Origin of the sequence: Pseudomonas sp. MH9.2 (assembly GCF_034353875.1) — a bacterium.
Lineage (GTDB): Bacteria > Pseudomonadota > Gammaproteobacteria > Pseudomonadales > Pseudomonadaceae > Aquipseudomonas.
This window is the reverse complement of the sequence record NZ_CP133784.1, coordinates 1,980,576-2,000,100: the sequence shown is the minus strand read 5'-3', so window position 1 is coordinate 2,000,100 and position 19,525 is coordinate 1,980,576. Positions and strand designations below refer to the sequence as shown.

The following is a 19,525-nucleotide window of genomic DNA, read 5'->3' as shown; positions in this document are numbered from 1 at the left end:
GGTCACTCCAGAATAAATTCGGCAGGAATTATCGCCCAATTTCCACGTAGCGTCATATTTTCCCGGAGGGCGGCCATCCTTGTCGGGTCAGGCGGTCGTTAAAGAGACTCAGCCGCTGAAGTAAAAAGAGCCGCCTGCTGGAGCGGACACTTAATAAACAGTACCTGTATTACAGGTCCCCTTATGAATATAAAATTAACGTATGTTCAGGAAACCTTAAGCTTTATATGAAGTAATGCGCTTGTCTCAATAGAAGCCCGTCATCTAAAATAGCGGCCTGCTAAATAAGAATGTTTGCATACTTTGAATCGTTCGCATGTACGCCCTGTTAAACGCCTATTTAATGGTCTGCCCGGGTGTTGAATGCTGTGTTCATTTAGGTTGCCGTTCAGTGCGTGTTATATCCGCATGGGATGCTCCTGAATTCACACTGAACTCACTATGGGCAGCACACCTTCCTCTACAGACACAGGAGAAGCTATACATGAGTCATCCAGAGTTCGCTGACGATCCAGAGGACGAGCTTCATAGCCCTGCTGAGCGGGCAGCGGCTGCCTCTCGCTGCACATGGGTAAGTGTTGGCGTAAACCTCGTTCTGACGTTCACTCAGATTGCGGTGGGGATACTGTCAAAGTCTCAAGGCCTGGTCGCCGATGGTATTCACTCACTGTCGGATCTGGTGGCAGACTTCGTTGTGCTGTTCGCCAGCCACAACAGTAAGAAGGACGCGGATGAAGACCATCCTTATGGGCATTTGCGTTTTGAAACCGCCGCATCAATGGTGCTGGGTTTACTGTTGCTGGCCGTCGGTGTTGGCATGATTTGGTCGGCCGTCGGCAAGCTCGAAGCACCCGAGACCGTGCAGACCGTGCATGTCATTGCTTTATGGGTCGCTGGCGGAGCGCTTGTCGCTAAAGAGTTGCTGTTTCGTTTCATGCTGGCTGTTGCCAAGAAGGTCAAGTCAAGCATGTTGGTTGCGAACGCCTGGCACGCACGTTCAGACGCCGCCTCATCGCTGGTAGTGGGGATCGGCATTGTCGGTAACCTTGCGGGTTATCCGATCCTTGATCCAATCGCTGCGCTGATTGTCGGGTGCATGGTTTCCAAGATGGGGTGGTCGTTTAGTTGGGATGCCTTGCATGACCTGATGGACCGTGCCGCGGACGAGAAAGAAGTCGCCATGATTCGCAATACGCTTATTGAAACGCCCGGTATCAAGGGTGTTCACGATATCCGCACGCGTAAAATGGGCGACATGATTATTGTTGACGCGCATATAGAAGTGGACGCTTCGATTACCGTTGAAGAGGGGCATGAGATTGCAGTTGAGGCGCGTCAGAATGTGATGCAGCGTCATCGAGTATTAAACCTGATGACGCATGTCGATCCCTGGAGCAAGCCAGACCTCGACCATATGGATCTCCCCAAGCCAGCAGGGCTCTGAGCACTTCCTCTTGACCTGTTAGCGTGGGCTTGCGCCATACTCGGGGCATGTGCAGTAGGAGTATGGCCAATGAACCTTTACGAAATTGTCTTTACGGGCCAATTGGTCCCCGGCGCCCAGCGCGAGCGGGTCGAGGCGAATCTGGCGAAGTTGTTTCAGGCGGATGCCCAGCGCATCGAGCTGCTGTTTTCCGGACGGCGTCTGGTGCTCAAGAACAATCTCGATGAGGCTGCGGCAGAGAAATATCGTTCGATCCTTGAACGCGCCGGGGCACTGGCCGAAAAGGTGGACATGCAGGTCGATATGGAGGAAGTGGAGCTGGCGCCGCCGCCCGATGCGCCTGGCTTTAACCGCCCGGCTCAACCCAGTCACCGATCACAAGTGGCCCCAAGAGACGCTTACATGGCGGCTTTTTCGGCGGTAGATGCCCCTGATTTCTCGATTGCCGAGGTGGGTAGCGATATGCAAGACCCGAAAGCCGAGGCGCCAGTGCCGCGTCTGGATTTATCACAAATCAGCCTGGCGCCGGTGGGCAGTGACATGGGCCAGCTTGAGAGGCCCAAGCCAGGACCTGCGCCAGACACATCGCACCTTAAGTTGAGCTGAACCTGATTCAGCCCAGATAACCGGCGCAACACTTCTTGAATTTTTGCCCGCTGCCACAGGGGCAAGCATCGTTGCGTCCCGCCTTGAGCTGCACAGTGGGATCGATGAAATACCAGCGACCCTCATTCTGCACGAACGCCGAGCGCTCACGATGGCTGTGTTCGCCACTGCCGTCATGCCAGCGAGCAACAAAGGTTACAAGCGCATGCTCGGGTTTACCGCCGAACACTTCCACGTGCTCGACGTTCAGGCCCAGCCAGGTGCTTTGTGCGCTCCAGTCACTGATCGATTGACGATCCAGACCTGCCTTCTGCGCAGGCAATGTGGTGTCCAGCAGATAGTCGATCAAGCCCAGTACATAGGCGCTGTAGCGCGAGCGCATCAGGGCTTCCGCGCTCGGGGCCGGGAGGCCCGCGTGATAATGCCCGCAGCAGGCGTCCAGTAAATTGCCGCTGCCACACGGGCAGATCGAGCTACTCATGATTTACCACCAGTATTTGCCGAAGTTCTCTGGGTTGGCCCAGAACTTAGCATTCAGCCAGTCGGGGACTTGTTTGTATTCACGCAGGTCGTAAGTGAACAAGGTCAGGATCTGCTCGTCACGGGCAAAGCGTTCACTGGCTTGCAGTGCCAGTGAATAAAAGTCGGTGTCCTGCCAGCCGCACGCGGGCAGATCTGCCAGCACGGCAATACGGCTGGCGTTAAGGTTGCGGATCCCGCCCAGTAGTTCCAGGCCGATGCGTTTAGGCAAATGCTCCAGGCAATCGACCACCAGTGCCAGATCGAAACGTTGCGCCGCCAGCTCGGCTGGCAAGGCGCCGGGGGCGGCATGGGCCAGTTCGGTTTCCGGGTGAGCAGCCTGAAATGCCTCAAGTGCGGGAAAACTTCCAGCACCGATCAACAACAAACGCTTGGGGGCGTAACGATCAAGTAATGCGGCCAGCGCCTGTTGGGGCGTGCGTATAGAAAAGCCTTCAGTCATCGAAAATCCTCAATTGAGTTGCAAGACTAGCCTGCTGTAGCGAGATGGCCTAGTCCTATGCGTAGCACGTCTGCAGGACGTGCAGGTTTGCAAAAAAAACCGACTGGTCTGTGTCTGCTGCAGTTGGTGGCGTAACTGGTGTGTGATCAGGGGCGACTCAAAACGCCACTTTCACGGGCTATGGTGTGTTGATCGGCGGCGATGATAATGTCCCGGACGGTTGCGACAAGTGCCTAGGCACGGCTAAGAGACGTGCGGGTCGATGCGTGTGTGTCGCCCGGCATTTTCGCGGTGCAGACAGCACCTCTAATCGGGGCGCTCGAACATTTTTAAATGCACGCTGGCAAATCTCGCGCAGAAGCCGTTACTGTGCGCGAAAGAATAACTGCCAGGGGCATGTATGAAGTTGTTTTGGGGGTTGGGGAAGGCGATGACACTGGGATTCTGGCTGATGGTGCTGGTCAATATGGCCACTGCGCTGCCAAGTCCTTTCGATGTGTTGCTCCGTCTGGCTGGCAGCCTGGCATTGTTGACCCACCTGCTTGAACTGATGCTATTCAATAGCAACCTGCGCCGGCGCGTCCATCCATGGCGTGATCGCCTGCTGGTTCTTATGTTCGGTATCTTTCACATCCAATCCATTTCCCGCCCATCGGCGGAGGTTGCTCATGCGTAATCTTTGCCTGTTGGCCTTATTGTGCAGCCCAATGGCTATCGCCCAAGTGGTGACGGTCGAGTCGCATTCGCTGATGCGTCTGCCCGGTAAAACCAGGGTCTTGCAACTGGAACGTCTGGAAGTCGCCGATTACGGCACCTTGCTGATTCCCTCCAGCCTGGCTGAAGTAAAGGTCGGTGAATTGATACTGGGCCACGAGGCGCGGATTGCGATTGTGCCCAGCGAGCAGAGCTTCAATCTGGTGGTAGGCCGTGGTCAGTTGGCGTCAGGTAGCGAAATCACTGCCCGTGGCGCTCCCGGCACGTTTCTCAAACCCGCATTGCCGGGCCGTAACCTGACCTTGCGTCTGGAAAATCTGACGGCAGAAGCGTTATCGGTCGATGCCCGTGGTGGTTCGGGCGCGCCTGGTTTTGTCGGCCTCGACGGCGCGAATGGTCAGGCTCCGGGTTGCACCTGGGGCCAGGCGGGTCGCGGGTACGATGGCGACAACGGTGGCAACGGTCATGATGGTGCTGCGGGTGCGCAAGTCCGTGTCGAGCTGCCGCAAAGCTTTCCGGCAGAGCGTGTGAAAGTACAGGTCAACGGCGGTGCGGGTGGTCTGGCGGGTGAGGGGGGGCGTGCTGGCAAGGGCGGAGCCTCCAAGGGCTGCGTGGTCTACCGTGCTGACGGCGGCAAATCCGGTAAGCCAGGTCAACCGGGCCAGCCTGGTGCGGCAGGCCCTAATGGTGCGATGACCTTGCAGCGGTTGTAAGCGAATACACGCCTTAATGGGCTTGCGAGTGGGTTGAAGCGGTGTGCCTGACACACCGCTTCAACCATTAAAACCCAAATCGAGTCGCGGCCACGGCCACCAGCACCAGCCCCACAATCAGATTGATCCCAACCAAGCGGCGAATACGGGCCAATACAGCAGCGCCCTCAGGCCATTGTTCGGCAACCACCGCACGGCGCAGTTCAGGCAATTGCAGTGCCTGGATGCGAATAAACAGCGCTACCATCACCACGTACAAGCCCATCATCACCTGCACGTAACGCGGCGCCAGTTCAAAACCGGCGAACTGCAGATGGATCATGCCTACGCCTGTGATGGGTAATACCAGCACCGCCACCCAGACCCAAAGAAAGAACCGCGGAAACACCTGGACCCACAATTTCAGGCGCGCAGGACCTTCCAGGGCGACACCGGCTGCCGGGCGCAAGACCATCCAGGCGAAGAACATGCCGCCGACCCAGATCAGGGCGGCCAGCACGTGCAACGTGTAGACAAGGGCGAAAGCGGTCATTCGGGTACTCCATTCTGCGCGAGAGGAATTAGCACGGTATGATAGCGGCCTCTCAGAAACACTGAAAATTTATCCAGCACCTTCATTCAGCATTCGTAGCGCCCTAAGCCAATGATCAGTAACGAACTCAAATCCCAGATCCAGGGCGCCTATTCGCGTTTCCTCGAAGCCAAGAGCCTCAAGCCGCGCTATGGCCAGCGTTTGATGATCGCCGAGATCGCCAAAGTGCTGGGCGACATCGACACTGACGAAGAAGGCCGGCGTTCGGGCGACCCGGCAGTGGTCGCCGTCGAGGCGGGCACCGGCACCGGCAAGACTGTGGCGTATGCCATTGCGGCCATTCCGACTGCCAAGGCGGCGGGCAAGCGCCTGGTGATCGCCACGGCGACCGTCGCTCTGCAGGAACAGATCGTCTACAAAGACTTGCCTGACCTGATGTGCAACAGTGGATTGAACTTCAGCTTTGCCCTGGCCAAGGGGCGCGGCCGCTATATGTGTCTGTCCAAGCTCGACATGCTGTTGCAGGAAGGTGATGCAACCAACGCCACTGCTCAGCTTTTCGAAGAAGAAGGCTTCAAGATCGAAGTCGATGAGGCCAGCCAGAAGCTGTTTACCAGCATGATCGAAAAGCTCGCCGGCAATAAATGGGACGGCGACCGTGACAGCTGGCCGCAAGCACTGGAAGACCAGGACTGGGCGCGCCTGACCACCGACCACAGCCAGTGCACCAATCGCCATTGCCCGAACTTCGGCCAATGTGCTTTTTATAAGGCGCGCGAGGGCATGAGTAAAGTCGACGTCATTGTCACCAACCACGACATGGTGCTGGCAGACCTGGCGTTGGGCGGGGGCGCGGTGTTGCCCGACCCGCGTGAGACCTTGTATGTGTTCGACGAAGGCCATCACCTGCCGGATAAAGCCATCGGCCACTTTGCCCACTACACGCGCCTGCGCTCGACGTCGGACTGGCTGGAGCAGACCGCCAAGAACCTCGCTAAACTGCTGGCCCAGCACCCTTTACCGGGCGACCTAGGCAAGTTTATCGAGCAGGTGCCGGAACTGGCCCGTGAGATCAAGACCCAGCAACAGTTCATGTTCGCGGCCTGTGAGCAGTTAGCCGATTTCAAGGCCGGTGAAGACATGGAAGGCCGCGAGCGCCCACGTCACCGCTTCATCGGTGGCGTGGTGCCCGAGCACATGCGCGACATGGGCATCGAGTTGAAGAAGGGTTTTTCCCGCCTGGATGACCTGTTTACGCGCCTGACCGAGCTGCTCAAGGAAGGCATGGATGGCGAGGTCAACATCGGCATTGCCAGCCATCAGGCTGAAGAGTGGTACCCGCTGTTCGGCAGCTTGCTGGCCCGCGCCCATGGCAACTGGGAGTTGTGGACGGCCTTTACGGCTGAAGATCCAGAAGACAGCCCGCCCATGGCGCGCTGGTTGACCCTGGCCGACAGCGGCTCGTTGTTCGATATCGAAGTCAACGCCAGCCCGATTCTGGCGGCGGAAATGCTCCGGCGTAACCTGTGGAACGTTGCCTATGGTGCACTGGTGACCTCGGCGACTTTGACCGCACTGGGTAAGTTCGATCGTTTTCGCATGCGTGCAGGTCTGCCCAAAGGCGCGGTGACCGCCGTGGTGCCAAGCCCGTTCCATCACGCCGATGCGGGTGTGTTGCGCGTGCCGGACCTCAAGGCAGACCCTCGTGATGCCGTGGCGCACACCGCTGCTATCATCCGCGAACTGCCGAAACTGGTAGAAGGCTCCCGTGGCACGCTGGTGCTGTTCTCCTCGCGCAAACAGATGCAGGAAGTCTTCGACGGCCTTGAGCGCGACTGGCGTAAGCAGGTTTTCATTCAGGGCAATCTGTCCAAGCAGGAAACCCTGAACAAGCACAAAGCACGGGTCGACAGTGGCGAGTCCAGCGTGCTGTTTGGCCTGGCCAGTTTTGCCGAAGGGGTGGATTTGCCCGGTGCCTACTGCGAACACGTGGTCATCGCCAAAATCCCGTTCGCGGTCCCCGATGATCCGGTGGAAGCGGCGTTGGCGGAGTGGATCGAAGCCCGTGGCGGCAATCCGTTCATGGAAATCGCCGTGCCTGACGCGTCGTTGCGTCTGGTCCAGGCCTGTGGACGTTTGCTGCGGACTGAAGAAGACCGCGGCACCATCACGTTGCTTGATCGACGCGTCGTCACCCAGCGTTACGGCAAAGCGATCCTCAACGCGCTGCCGCCGTTCCGCCGCGAAATTTCCTGACAGCTGTTGGGCATCATTTGCACCGGATCGGGTCTTATCCCGGTCCGGTCCATGTTTGCCACGTTGTTTGTCACTCTGAAGTCTGGCCATCAACGGGTCGTTTAGGAGCACTTAATCAAATGATTCGCCGTTCGCTGTCCACGGTTTTTGCGCTGTTGTGTTCCGGTCCGCTGTTGGCGGCTACGGATGGACAACAGACGTTATTCAACTTCGTTCGTCCCGCCGATGTGGTTCAGGTTGCGACGCAGGATGCCAGCCTGCCGCAATCCAACGCTGAGCAGACGGCCGAAGGCGAAGTATTGCGCCGGGTTACCTTCAATCCAGTGGCTCGTCCCAGCCTGAGTCTGACACCACAGACCGGCGTGTGGGATTGGTCCGGCGACAGCGCCATGACGCTGCGTATCCAGAACGCCATGGATTGGGCGCTGACCCTTGATGTGCGGATTCAAAGCGCTGATGGCAAAGTGATCACCAGTCGTGTCGATTTGCCCGCAGGACCTGCTCAGACCTTGTTCATCCCCCTGCAAACCAGCTCGCCCCTGAGTCAGGGCATGCGTGCCGGACCACCGATGCCGTGGACTTACGAAGGGCAGCGCGTGCTCTTGGCCAGCGCCACGGGTGAGTTGGATCGCAGCAAAGTGGTCTCGGTCACCGTAGCAATGAGCCAGCCCAATGTTGCACAAAGCATCCTGCTCGAGCGTTTCGGTGTGCAGGAAGGTAATGCGGTTCAGAAAGCGGCCTACGACAATATCGTCGATGCCTATGGTCAGTTCACCCGGGCCAAATGGCCGGAAAAAATTGTCAGCGATGAGCAACTGAAAGCCTCATCGGTCAAGGAACAGCAGCAGCTCAAGACCTGGCTGGCCGATCGGCCCAAGCAGGACCCGTTTGGCGGTTGGCTCGGTGGTCCGGTCTTTGAGGCCAAGGGCTTCTTCCGCACCGAGAAACTCGACGGGCGCTGGTACCTGGTCACCCCTGAAGGTCATCCGTTCTACTCCCTGGGTGTGAACGCCGTGACGGCGGAAGACAGCCGGACCTATGTTGAAGGTCGGGAGCGGATGTTCTCGAGCTTGCCGGCAGATACCGATCCCCTGGCCGTGTTTTATGGCAAGGCCGACAACCGCAAGAACACAGGTGCGAACAAGGACCGCAGTTTCAATCACGGCCGTTGGTTCGATTTCTATGGCGCTAACCTGCACCGCACGTATGGCCAGGAAAAATGCGTCAAGGCCGACGCGATTGCGCCGGATCAGCCGGTGGCCGCAGCGACCCCTGCTGATTGCGCCTCGCCTGCCGTCGACGCCAAACGCTGGACCCACCACACGCTGGATCGTCTGCAAGCCTGGGGCTTTAACACGATTGGCAACTGGAGTGCTCCGGAACTGGGCGTGAATGAACGCGTGCCGTATACCTTGCCGCTGTCCATCGTCGGCGATTACAGCAGCATCAGCACGGGCAAGGACTGGTGGGGTGGCATGCCGGATCCGTTCGATCCACGTTTCGCCATGGCCACCGAGCGTGCCGTGGCCATCGCCGCTCGGGATCATCGCGATGATCCGTGGCTGGTGGGCTATTTTGCCGACAATGAACTGGCCTGGGCGGGCCCCGGCGATGACCCGAAATCGCGCTACGCCTTAGCGTACGGCACCTTGAAAATGACCACCGATGCTCCGGCCAAACGGGCATTTCTCAAGCAGTTGCGCGACAAGTACCGCAATCAGCAGGGCCTGTCCAAAGCCTGGGGTGTTGAACTGCCCGCTTGGGAACTGATGGAAGACCCAGGGTTCGAGCCACCGCTGCCGAGCGCGGAACACCCCGAGATAGAAGCTGACTTCAAATACTTCCAGCGCGTATTCGCCGACACGTACTTCAAGACCATTTCCGATGCGTTGAAATGGCACGCGCCCAATCACCTGTTATTGGGCGGGCGTTTTGGCGTCAGCACTCCAGAAGCTGTGGCGTCTTGCGCCGAGTATTGCGACGTGCTGAGCTTCAACTTCTACACGCCAAAACCTCAAGACGGTTATGACTTCGCCCAGTTGCGCGAACTGGGCAAGCCTGTGCTGGTTGGCGAATTCCATTTTGGCTCGCGTGATCGCGGTCCGTTCTGGGGCGGCATGATGGAAGTTGCCAAAGAAGAAGATCGCGGTCCGGCTTACGCCAACTTCCTCAAGCAAGCGTTGGCAGAGCCTTCAATCGTCGGCGTGCACTGGTTCCAGTACCTTGATCAGCCCGTCACGGGCCGTTTGCTCGATGGTGAGAATGGTCATGTGGGCTTGGTCGGCATCACCGATGTGCCGTTTCAGGGCTTTGTCGAGGCCGTGCGCAAAAGCAACGGGCAGGTGGCCGACGTCCTTAAGAAAGAGGTTCGGGCCAGCGCTGCGGCAAAAGCCAAAACACACTCGGCTCCGGCAGCGTCCGATAAAGGCGATGGCGGCAAGCAATAGTGATCAATGAGGAGGGCGTTGCTTGCGAGCGGCTAATCGCCATCCTCTTGCCTGAGTCTGTTCCCAAAGCGTTCAATCGCTGGAACAATACACGCCACTTTGTAGATTAGTTGTCTGGGAGCGAGCGGGTGCAGATTCAGGGTCATTTCGAGCTTAAATTCGAAGCAGTGCGTGAAGCCTTCGCTGCGCTCTTCGATGATCCCCAGGAGCGCGGGGGTGCATTGTGCATCCAGATCGGCGGGGAAACCGTGCTCGACCTCTGGACTGGCACGGCCGACAGGGATGGCGCTGAGGCGTGGCACAGCGACACCATCGCCAATCTGTTTTCGTGCACCAAGACATTCACTGCGGTCACCGCTTTGCAACTGGTGGGCGAAGGCAAGCTGAGTCTGGACGAACCTGTGGCCAAGCTTTGGCCCGAGTTTGCTGCCGCTGGCAAAGAGAAAATCACGTTGCGCCAGTTCCTCTGCCATCAGGCGGGTTTGCCAGCGCTGCGCTACATCATGCCGGCCGAAGCGCTGTACGACTGGCAAGCCATGACGGATGCGCTCGCGGCGGAAGAGCCCTGGTGGGCACCCGGTCATGGTCATGGCTATGCCGCCATCACCTATGGTTGGTTGGTGGGTGAGTTGCTGCTCCGTGCGGATGGGCGTGGTCCGGGAGAGTCCATCGTGGCCCGTATTGCACGTCCCCTGGGGCTGGATTTTCATGTCGGGCTGGCGGATGAAGAGTTTCACCGTGTCGCCTATATTGCTCGTGGCAAGGGCAGCGTAGGTGATGAAGCTGCGCAGCGCCTGCTGCACGCAGTCATGCGCGAACCGACGTCCATGACCGCACGGGCCTTCACCAATCCTCCGTCGATCATGACCAGCACCAATAAACCTGAATGGCGGCGCATGCAGCAACCTGCCGCCAATGGTCATGGCAATGCCCGCAGTCTGGCGGGTTTCTACAGCGGCCTGCTTGATGGTCGTTTGCTGGAAGCCGAACTGCTGGGTGAGTTGACGCGTGAACACAGCGTCGGGCATGACAAAACCTTACTGACCCAGACCCGTTTCGGCCTGGGATGCATGCTTGATCAACCGCACGTGCCGAATGCCACGTTTGGCCTGGGCCCTAAAGCCTTCGGCCATCCCGGCGCAGGCGGTTCCGTAGGTTTTGCCGACCCTGAGCGCGAGGTCGCCTTCGGTTTCGTGACCAATACGCTCGGCCCTTATGTCTTGATGGACCCACGCGCACAGAAGCTGGCGCGCGTGTTGGGCGAGTGTGTATAGTCCGGCCGGCTGTCTGTTAAGGCCGCGTTCAGGGAACTTGAGTGCCGGATTGCTTTCAGAGCATTGTTTCAATGAGCTTCTTTCAAGCCCGATTACTGCTTAATTATTTTTGTGGGTCAACAATGTCATCTAACAAAAGTGTCGCCTTTGCTTTGTGCCTGGCTATTACCGGCTGCGCTCAAACTCCCCAGAATGATTCCGCAGAGGGCGGCCATTGGTGGTCCTTTGGGGCCGACAAGGTTGCCCAGTCTGGCCCTGATAAAACTGCCGCACCCAAAGCGGCCGTACCCATAGCGCCAAAACCCGAAGTTGCGGTAGTTAAACCTGATGCCAAGCCCGCGCCGGTTGTCGCCAGGGCCGATTCCGATAGCCATTGGTGGTGGCCGTTCGGGGCTAAAAAGGACGAGGTGAAGGCCTCCCCGGCCGTGGCTGCAATCCCGATGCCTGACCCGAAAATTACCCAGGCCTGGCTTGATGATTATGAGCCGCGCTTGCGTCTGGCCATCAAAGATAGCCCCTTCGAACTTGAACGCCATGAGAACGTGCTGGTGATTACCGCTCCGGCGGACAGTTCGTTCAACCCAAAACGCCCGATCATGTTGCTGCCGGTGAGCTTGGGCCCTATTACTCGCCTGGCCAAAATAGTTGAAAGCGACCCGAAAACTGCAGTGCTCGTACTGGGCCATTCAGACAGCATCGGCGCCGACCCTGATAATCAGAAGTTGACCCAGGACCGTGCCCAGTCAGTGGCAGCGATTTTCCGTCTCAGTGGTCTGGAACGTGATCGTTTGAACCTGCGTGGTATGGGGGCGTTAATGCCGCGAGCGGCTAACGACAGTAACGAAGGCCGTTCGTTGAACCGTCGGGTCGAGATCGTCATGACGCCACGGGTCACCATGCTGGCCTTGCTCAGCAAATATAATATGCCGGCGCCTGCTCCAATTCTGGTCGCGGCTAAACCTGTGATGCCTGTGGCACCTGACGTCAAAGCGGCTACGCCCGCCAAGAAGGCCGTGCTGGCGAAGAAAGGTACTAAGAAAGCATCGACCACGAAAAAAGCCGCACCCGCTAAAAAGGCTGCCCCGACCAAGGTCGCTCCGACCAAGGCTGCAGCACCGGCGAAGAAAGTTGAGCCAGTCCCTGACCAAGCCAAGTCCAATTAAGGTAAGCCCCGAGTCCCGGGGTTTTCAGCGAGGATGCACGTCATGACCCGAGCGTTGGCCGATATGCGCCGTGAGTATGTCCGTGATGGTTTGACCGAGGCCCTGGCGCCGGACGAACCCTTTACCTTGTTCCGCCAATGGTTCGACGAGGCGGTGAAAACCGAGCAGGCGCCGGTAGAAGCCAACGCCATGACCGTGGCCACTGTCGATGAAGACGGGCGACCGCATTGCCGGATTCTGTTGCTCAAGGGGCTGGATGAGCTGGGCTTTACCTTCTTCACTAATTACGACAGTGATAAAGGCCAGCAATTGGCAGCGCGTCCTTTTGGCGCGATGACGTTTTTCTGGCCGACTCTGGAGCGACAGGTCCGGATCGAGGGACGAGTGGTCAAGGTCAGCCCTGAAGACTCGGACGCTTACTTTCAGGTCCGCCCGCTGGGCAGTCGTCTGGGCGCCTGGGCATCCCCGCAAAGCCGGGTCATTGCTGACCGCGCCGAGCTTGAAGCGTTGCTCAAAATCACCGAACAACGCTTCAGCGACAGTCAGCCGCATTGCCCCGAACATTGGGGTGGCTATCGCTTGTTACCCGAACGAATCGAGTTCTGGCAAGGTCGTTCAAACCGTCTGCATGACCGCCTGAATTATCGTCTGGATAACCAGCAGTGGATTCGCGAGCGGCTGGCCCCTTAATCGCCTTGCGGCGTTTTCTGCGCTGCCTGGACCTCTGGAGCCTGCCCGGCAGCCGCTTGCAGCCAAGCGGCTAAATCGCGGCGTTTGATTTTCTGCTGCTGCGCCTGTTCCAGGCGCTGCAGCATGAACGTCCTCTTTTCGGGATCACTGCCCGCCAGTGATAACGCCAGGTCGCGATCCATCCAGCGCTTGATCCGTCTGTGCAGCCACCAATGGAAGTACAGGGCGGACACGGTGGCGACTGCAATGATGAAATAGTCCATAACATCCTTTCTCGCGGTAGTACGTTGAATTAAATGTCAGCACAGCCGTCTATCAATCAGGAACAACGCGTTACTGTATTTCCGCTGAATGAAAGTAAATTTCTCTCTGCGGGGTCGTGACAGCGTTCTTGTCGCGGAGTCTAATGGCTATCTGTCCTTTTGGAGATGATCTTATGCGTAAGTCTGTTCTGCTGGTTGCTTCGGTCTCTGCCTTGGCATTGACACTGGGCGGCTGTTCCTCAAGTCTGACCGGGGATTCCTACTCTCGCGATGAGGCCCGAACAGTACAGACCGTACGTATGGGCACCATCGAATCGCTGCGTCCGGTGAAAATTGAAGGCACCAAAACCCCAATCGGCGCAGGTGCTGGCGCAGTCGTCGGCGGTGTGGCGGGTAGCGCGGTCGGTGGTGGTCGCGGCAGTATTATCACGGCAGTCATTGGCGCGGTAGCCGGTGGTATGTTGGGTGCTGCCTCGGAAGAGGGGCTGACTCGTACGCAAGGTGTGGAAATTACCGTACGCGAAGATGACGGCACCATGCGCGCCTATGTGCAGGCAGTTGCTGAAAACGAAATTTTCCGGGTCGGCGAGCGCGTACGCATCATGAGCGTGAATGGCACGAGCCGTGTTTCTCACTAAGCGTTAAAGCGTTTACGTTACCCATAAAAAAGACCCCGGCTATTGGCCGGGGTCTTTTTTTGAGCGGGTGAACGCCAGGTATCAGGCCTTATGGTTTTTACCACTGGCCATGGCGGTTATCGCGTAACCGATCAACGCGGCGAGAATCGAGCCGGTGAGGATGCCCATGCGGTCCATGCCGGCGTATTCGCTGGCGCCGGGTACGAACGCCAGGGAGCCTACAAACAGACTCATGGTGAAGCCTATCCCGCACAGAATCGACACGCCGAACACTTGCCCCCAGTTCGCCCCGGTCGGCAGCGTGGCCATGCTGGTTTTCACCGCCAGCCAGGTCAGGCCGAACACGCCCAGCGTCTTGCCCAGCAACAGGCCCGCAGCGATGCCCATTGGCACGTGATGAGTGAAACTCTCGAGTGTCACGCCGCTGAGCGGTAAGCCCGCATTGGCGAACGCGAAGAGCGGGAGGATGCCAAAGGCGACCCACGGGTGCAGCGCATGCTCCAGGGTCAGCAGCGGCGAGGACTCTGCATTTTTGGTTCGCAACGGGATGCAGAAAGCCAGCACCACACCGGCCAATGTCGCGTGCACGCCGCTTTTGAGTACGCAGACCCAGAGCAGCAATCCGATAATCAGATACGGTCCGAGCTTGATCACCCCCAATCTGTTCATCGCAATCAAGGCGACGATGGACAGCGCTGCCAACATCAGCGACAAACTCGACATTTCGCCGGAGTAAAACAGCGCGATCACGATGATCGCCCCCAGGTCGTCGATGATCGCCAGGGTCATCAGGAACAGCTTGAGCGATACCGGCACCCGTTTGCCGAGTAACGCCAGCACGCCCAGGGCGAAAGCGATGTCGGTGGCCATCGGGATTGCCCACCCGCTGAGCGCTGAGGGATCGTCCTTGTTCAGGGCCCAGAAAATCAGGGCGGGGACCACCATGCCGCCGATTGCTGCTGCACCCGGCAGGACAATTTGCGATGCTTTGGACAGATGGCCTTCCAGTACCTCGCGTTTGACCTCAAGCCCGATCAGCAGGAAGAATAGGGCCATCAGCCCGTCGTTGATCCACAGCAGCAGAGGCTTGGCGATTTTCAGTGCGCCGACCTGTGCAACCACGGGTACGTCTAGCAGGCCGTTGTACAACCAGGCCAAGGGTGAATTGTTGATGATCAGGGCCAGCGCTGCCGCAGCGATCAGTAACAGGCCGCTGGCCGCTTCCATCTGAAAGAAACGCGTGAATGTGCTACGCAGAGGCAAGGTCACTCTCCATGATGGTTCAAAAGGACTGACACCCTAACCCTTACCGTTAGTTGTTAAAACAAAAGTTATATTCTTTTTTGTTATATATGTGTGCGTGCGAGTAGAAGTCAAAAAAAGCCTAGCAGTTATGTAACTAATTGCGTCGCGACTGTACCTGTTGCACTTGTGGGAACTTTCTTAGAATTGGTGTCCGGATTCTGGTTGTGAGTCAGCCTGCAGCCACTTCTTTTACTCTGCGGCTCAGGGTGTAACGTGTTGTTGTGCCCTTGAACATGTTTGACTCAAAGAGAACCTGATAATGAGCGATAACCGTCACTGGGCCCGTGAAGCGATCCGCATTATCGAAGCGGATTTTCAGCGCAGCGCCGACACCCATTTGATCCCTGTGGAATTGCCCGGCTTGCCCGGCATCGAACTGTACTTCAAGGACGAGTCCAGTCACCCGACCGGCAGCCTCAAGCATCGCTTGGCGCGTTCGCTGTTCCTGTATGCGTTGTGCAATGGCTGGCTTAAAGCCGGGGCCCCGGTGATCGAAGCGTCCAGCGGTTCCACGGCGATTTCCGAGGCCTACTTTGCGCGCTTGCTGGGTTTGCCGTTCATTGCGGTCATGCCCGCTAGCACGTCCCAGGAAAAGATCGCGCAAATTGCCTTTTATGGGGGCAAAAGCCACTTGGTGCAGGACCCGACGCAGATCTATGCCGAGTCCGAGCGTCTGGCCCATGAAAGCGGCGGGCACTTCATGGATCAGTTCACCTATGCTGAACGAGCCACCGACTGGCGGGCGAATAACAACATCGCCGAGTCGATCTTCCAGCAGCTGCGCTTCGAGCGTTACCCCGAACCCAGCTGGTTGATATCAAGTCCTGGCACAGGGGGCACCACCGCGACGCTGGGGCGCTACGTGCGCTATCGCCAGCACTGCACGCGGGTGTTGTGCGCTGATGCCGAGCGGTCAGTGTTCTTTGACTATTACCGGAGCGGTGACGCGAGCTTGCGCCTGGACTGCGGCTCGCGGATCGAAGGCATTGGCCGGCCCAGGGTGGAAGCCTCGTTCCTGCCCAAGGTGATCGACGCGATGGTCAAGGTGCCTGATGCCTTGTCGCTGGCGGCCATGCACTACCTCGCGCTGCGTTTAGGCCGACGGGTAGGCGGATCGAGTGGGACCAACCTGATCGGTGCACTGCTGGCGGCCCGGGAAATGGTCAACGCCGGAGAGTCCGGGTCTATCGTGGCCATTTTGTGTGATGGAGGAGAGCGCTACGCGACGACCTATTACGATCAGGACTGGTTGCGGGCCCAAGGCTATGATTTGGCTGGATTGATCGACAGCGTGACGGCCTGCGCCGAACGGGGCGAGGCCTTGCCGGAAGGGGTGTTGCGGGCGGGGATTTGAATCCAGGCCCGCTCCCGTATGGGTGTTTACTCCACGATTCCCAACATATCCCGCGCCAGCGCTTCGGCAACGCGAATACCGTCGACCCCGGCAGACAGAATGCCACCGGCATACCCGGCGCCTTCACCGGCCGGGAACAGACCTTTGACGTTCAGACTCTGCAGGGTGGCGTCACGGGTAATGCGCAGCGGCGACGAGGTGCGGGTCTCGATCCCGGTCAACACCGCATCGTGTAGCGAGAAACCTTTGATCTGCTTGTCGAACGCCGGCAACGCTTCACGAATCGCTTCGATGGCGTAAGCGGGCAGGGCGTCGGCCAGGTCCACCAGTTTTACGCCGGGTTTGTAGGACGGTTCAACACTGCCCAGCGCGGTGGAGGCCTTGCCGGCAATGAAGTCGCCCACCAGCTGCGCGGGCGCCTCATAGGTGCTGCCGCCCAGAATGTACGCGTGGGACTCCAGTCGCTCCTGCAACTCGATCCCTGCCAGCGGGCCGCCTGGATAGTCTTCCGGCGTGATGCCGACCACAATCCCGGAGTTGGCGTTGCGCTCGTTGCGTGAGTATTGGCTCATGCCGTTGGTGACCACGCGGTGGGGCTCGGAAGTCGCGGCCACCACGGTGCCGCCAGGGCACATGCAAAAGCTGTACACCGACCGACCGTTCTTGGCGTGGTGCACCAGTTTGTAGTCGGCCGCCCCCAGTTTTGGGTGGCCGGCGTATTTGCCCAGGCGTGCGCGGTCGATGAGCGATTGTGGGTGTTCGATACGGAACCCGACCGAAAACGGTTTGGCTTCCATGTACACGCCACGGCTGTGGAGCATCCGGAAGGTGTCACGCGCACTGTGTCCCAGCGCCAGAATCACATGCTTCGAGTTGATTTGCTCGCCACTGCCGAGCACCACGCCTTGCAACTGTCCATTATCGATCAGGACGTCTGTGACTCGCTGCTGGAAGCGCACTTCGCCGCCGAGTGCTTCAATCTGATGGCGCATGTGTTCGACCACGCCGGTCAGGCGGAAGGTGCCGATGTGCGGTTTGCTGACGTAGAGGATTTCCTCGGGGGCACCGGCTTTGACGAACTCGTGCAGCACCTTGCGTCCGTGAAATTTCGGGTCCTTGATCTGGCTGTAAAGCTTACCGTCGGAGAAGGTTCCGGCGCCACCTTCACCGAATTGCACGTTGGATTCAGGGTTGAGCACATTCTTGCGCCACAGGCCCCACGTGTCCTTGGTGCGCTGGCGGACTTCAGTGCCGCGCTCCAGAATGATCGGTTTGAAGCCCATCTGCGCCAGCAGCAATCCGGCGAAAATCCCGCAGGGGCCAAAGCCGACCACGATCGGCCGTTCGCTCAAGCCTTCTGGTGCGTGTCCTACGACCTTGTAGCTGACATCCGGCGCCGGACCGATGTGACGATCATCGGCGAACGTATGCAGCAGAGCGGCTTCATCACGCACGGTGAAATCGATGGTGTAGATGAAGCACAGCTCAGAGGATTTTTTCCGCGCGTCGTAGCTGCGCTTGAACAGAGTGAAGTCGAGCAGTTCATCGCTGTCGATGCCCAGGCGCTGCAAGAGTGCAGGTCGCAGGTCTTCTTCCGGGTGATCGATTGGCAGCTTGAATTCGGTGATTCGTAACATGACAGGGTCCAGTATCCGGGCCAGCTTTACGCGAACCGGCAATTATAAGCCGGTTCGCGGGGTTTCCGTCAGGCAAAAAGCGGCCAACCGGCGGAATCAGTCGTTGCGTAAGCCACCGTAATAGGCGCAACCACGCTGGATCTGCCCATTGATGCGCAATTCGGCGGTTAAATGCTGCACAGAACCGTCGACAGGATCGACACAACGCTGGGGCGCAACCCACAGCTCTATGTGCTGATCATTGGCTTCGCTGCTCAGGTTGAAACGGCCATCCGGCAATTGCTCTTCAAGGAAGGGCAGGGCCAACGGCTCTTTGCCTTCGCGCTCAAGGACCATGCCCTTGCCGCTGACGTTGATGTTCCACGCCGGGCCATTGCCATTGGCGTGCAGGGTCAGGCGTTTGAAGTTGGCGTCGTCACAGGCCGCCCCCGAACGTTCGACACGATAGAGTTGTTGCAGATTAAGTTGCCCATCGGTGCCGGGCGTTGTGCCCGCAGCGAAACTGCCGCGCAGGTCAGCGAACAGCTTGCCTTTGCGAGCCGCCAGACCTGCGGCTTCCTGGAGAACGCCAGTATTGCCACCGTCCTTGACCACAAACCGGCGCTGTTCATTGCACGGCTGGAACAGCAACTGACCGCCTTCGCCGATCAGGTCGCCTTGCATACGAGGCAGGCCGGCATTGGGGGTCTCGGGCTTTGCGTTGAACATCTGACACCCGGCAAAGACTGGCAGCAGGGCAAACATCAAAACGGAACGGGCGGCGAACATGGTCGGTCTCCAAACAAGTTGCGCCACGGTACTGACCCTGCTGCCTGATCACAAGGGCTTCAGCCGACGTGATAGGTCTGCCCCGTCTGCAATCCTTCGACACTTTTCGCGTAAGCCAGCGCCACATCCGCTACCGGAACCGGCTTGAAGCCGCGGAAGTAGGGCGCATAACCCGCCATCGACTCCAGCACCACGTTCGGGCTGACTGAATTTACCCGTAAGCCGCGAGGCAGTTCGATGGCCGCTGCACAAACAAAACCATCGATTGCAGCATTCACCAGGCTGGCCGACGCGCCAGTACGGATCGGGTCGTGGCTGGTAATGCCAGTGGTGAAGGTGAACGAGGCACCGTCGTTGGCAAAGTCGCGGCCGATTAACAGCAGATTGACCTGGCCCATCAATTTGTCCTGAAGACCCAATGCAAAGTCTTTTTCAGTCATTTTTGCCAAGGGCACGAAGTTTACATTCCCGGCCGCGCACACCAGTGCATCGAATGAACCTGTCCGTTCGAATAGTTTTCTGATTGAGGCGCTGTCACTAATATCCACCTGGAAATCGCCGCTGGTACGGCCGATTTTTACGACCTCGTGACGCGAGGCCAGTTCCTGGTAGATCGCTGAGCCAATGGTTCCGTTGGCGCCAATCAAGAGAATTTTCATCGTGCAGTCCTTTAAGAGAGTGGATGAAGCTGCAGTGTAAGGTGGCTTTTTCCCGTCGATAAGCGTGCTAATGGGCAACC

At 58.4% G+C, this 19,525-nt stretch carries 19 protein-coding genes; 11 read left to right on the top strand and 8 right to left on the bottom strand.

The window, feature by feature from the left end:
- Positions 1-316 precede the first annotated feature (316 nt).
- Both RHM55_RS09365 and RHM55_RS09360 read left to right on the top strand, forming a co-directional pair.
- Complete coding sequence (locus RHM55_RS09365; RefSeq protein WP_369124883.1) at positions 317-1,444, top strand: cation diffusion facilitator family transporter; 1,128 nt, start codon at positions 317-319, stop codon at positions 1,442-1,444.
- A gap of 69 nt (positions 1,445-1,513) precedes the next feature.
- The gene (locus RHM55_RS09360) at positions 1,514-2,050 is read left to right on the top strand and encodes a hypothetical protein (protein ID WP_322181380.1); all 537 of its coding nucleotides are present in this window, start codon (positions 1,514-1,516) and stop codon (positions 2,048-2,050) included.
- Positions 2,051-2,057: 7 nt separating this feature from the next.
- On the opposite strand, the gene RHM55_RS09355 is transcribed toward RHM55_RS09360, so the two are convergent.
- Positions 2,058-2,531 carry a YchJ family protein gene (locus RHM55_RS09355; protein ID WP_322181378.1) on the bottom strand — a complete coding sequence of 158 codons (474 nt, stop codon included), beginning with the start codon at positions 2,529-2,531 and terminating at the stop codon, positions 2,058-2,060.
- A gap of 3 nt (positions 2,532-2,534) precedes the next feature.
- Entirely contained in the window at positions 2,535-3,032 is a 498-nt protein-coding gene (locus tag RHM55_RS09350) for a DUF6231 family protein (RefSeq protein WP_322181376.1), read from the bottom strand.
- 400 nt (positions 3,033-3,432) lie between these two features.
- On the opposite strand from RHM55_RS09350, the gene RHM55_RS09345 reads away from it, so the two are divergent.
- Both RHM55_RS09345 and RHM55_RS09340 read left to right on the top strand, forming a co-directional pair.
- Positions 3,433-3,708: a DUF1145 domain-containing protein gene (locus tag RHM55_RS09345; RefSeq protein WP_322181373.1), complete on the top strand. Its 276-nt coding sequence runs from the start codon at positions 3,433-3,435 to the stop codon at positions 3,706-3,708.
- Positions 3,701-4,459, top strand: a complete 759-nt coding sequence (locus RHM55_RS09340) for a collagen-like protein (RefSeq protein WP_322181371.1) — start codon at positions 3,701-3,703, stop codon at positions 4,457-4,459. Before RHM55_RS09345 ends, RHM55_RS09340 begins: the two co-directional genes overlap by 8 nt.
- A 67-nt stretch (positions 4,460-4,526) precedes the next feature.
- Here the strand turns inward: RHM55_RS09340 and RHM55_RS09335 are convergent, their stop codons facing one another.
- On the bottom strand, positions 4,527-4,991 hold the full coding sequence (locus RHM55_RS09335; RefSeq protein ID WP_322181369.1) for a CopD family protein: 465 nt from the start codon (positions 4,989-4,991) through the stop codon (positions 4,527-4,529).
- 111 nt (positions 4,992-5,102) lie between these two features.
- Here RHM55_RS09335 and dinG point away from each other — a divergent pair, with 111 nt between their 5' ends.
- From dinG to pdxH, 5 genes are all read left to right on the top strand, one after another.
- The gene (gene dinG, locus RHM55_RS09330; protein ID WP_322181367.1) at positions 5,103-7,247 is read left to right on the top strand and encodes an ATP-dependent DNA helicase DinG; all 2,145 of its coding nucleotides are present in this window, start codon (positions 5,103-5,105) and stop codon (positions 7,245-7,247) included.
- Positions 7,248-7,366: 119 nt separating this feature from the next.
- Positions 7,367-9,694 carry a beta-agarase gene (locus RHM55_RS09325; RefSeq protein WP_322181365.1) on the top strand — a complete coding sequence of 776 codons (2,328 nt, stop codon included), beginning with the start codon at positions 7,367-7,369 and terminating at the stop codon, positions 9,692-9,694.
- Positions 9,695-9,822: 128 nt separating this feature from the next.
- Positions 9,823-10,968 (top strand): serine hydrolase domain-containing protein, encoded by a 1,146-nt coding sequence (locus RHM55_RS09320; protein ID WP_322181363.1) that lies wholly within the window; start codon positions 9,823-9,825, stop codon positions 10,966-10,968.
- 122 nt (positions 10,969-11,090) lie between these two features.
- On the top strand, positions 11,091-12,131 hold the full coding sequence (locus tag RHM55_RS09315; RefSeq protein ID WP_322181361.1) for an OmpA family protein: 1,041 nt from the start codon (positions 11,091-11,093) through the stop codon (positions 12,129-12,131).
- Positions 12,132-12,173: 42 nt separating this feature from the next.
- Entirely contained in the window at positions 12,174-12,821 is a 648-nt protein-coding gene (gene pdxH, locus RHM55_RS09310) for a pyridoxamine 5'-phosphate oxidase (protein ID WP_322181359.1), read from the top strand.
- On the opposite strand, the gene RHM55_RS09305 is transcribed toward pdxH, so the two are convergent.
- A complete protein-coding gene (locus RHM55_RS09305) occupies positions 12,818-13,084 on the bottom strand; it encodes a hypothetical protein (RefSeq protein WP_322181357.1) in 267 nt (88 codons plus the stop codon). The genes pdxH and RHM55_RS09305 overlap by 4 nt on opposite strands.
- Positions 13,085-13,257: 173 nt before the next feature.
- Here RHM55_RS09305 and RHM55_RS09300 point away from each other — a divergent pair, with 173 nt between their 5' ends.
- Positions 13,258-13,722: a glycine zipper 2TM domain-containing protein gene (locus RHM55_RS09300; protein WP_322181355.1), complete on the top strand. Its 465-nt coding sequence runs from the start codon at positions 13,258-13,260 to the stop codon at positions 13,720-13,722.
- An 81-nt stretch (positions 13,723-13,803) separates the two neighbouring features.
- Here RHM55_RS09300 and nhaA read toward each other — a convergent pair whose 3' ends face one another.
- Positions 13,804-14,985, bottom strand: a complete 1,182-nt coding sequence (gene nhaA / locus RHM55_RS09295) for a Na+/H+ antiporter NhaA (RefSeq protein ID WP_322181353.1) — start codon at positions 14,983-14,985, stop codon at positions 13,804-13,806.
- Positions 14,986-15,286: 301 nt separating this feature from the next.
- On the opposite strand from nhaA, the gene RHM55_RS09290 reads away from it, so the two are divergent.
- A complete protein-coding gene (locus RHM55_RS09290; RefSeq protein WP_407074616.1) occupies positions 15,287-16,381 on the top strand; it encodes a PLP-dependent cysteine synthase family protein in 1,095 nt (364 codons plus the stop codon).
- Positions 16,382-16,407: 26 nt separating this feature from the next.
- Here RHM55_RS09290 and RHM55_RS09285 read toward each other — a convergent pair whose 3' ends face one another.
- The 3 genes from RHM55_RS09285 to RHM55_RS09275 all read right to left on the bottom strand — a co-directional run bounded on the left by RHM55_RS09285 (position 16,408) and on the right by RHM55_RS09275 (position 19,445).
- Complete coding sequence (locus RHM55_RS09285; protein ID WP_322181351.1) at positions 16,408-18,018, bottom strand: NAD(P)/FAD-dependent oxidoreductase; 1,611 nt, start codon at positions 18,016-18,018, stop codon at positions 16,408-16,410.
- Positions 18,019-18,114: 96 nt separating this feature from the next.
- Positions 18,115-18,786: a hypothetical protein gene (locus tag RHM55_RS09280; RefSeq protein ID WP_322181349.1), complete on the bottom strand. Its 672-nt coding sequence runs from the start codon at positions 18,784-18,786 to the stop codon at positions 18,115-18,117.
- 59 nt (positions 18,787-18,845) lie between these two features.
- Entirely contained in the window at positions 18,846-19,445 is a 600-nt protein-coding gene (locus RHM55_RS09275; protein WP_322181347.1) for a short chain dehydrogenase, read from the bottom strand.
- Positions 19,446-19,525: the final 80 nt, after the last annotated feature.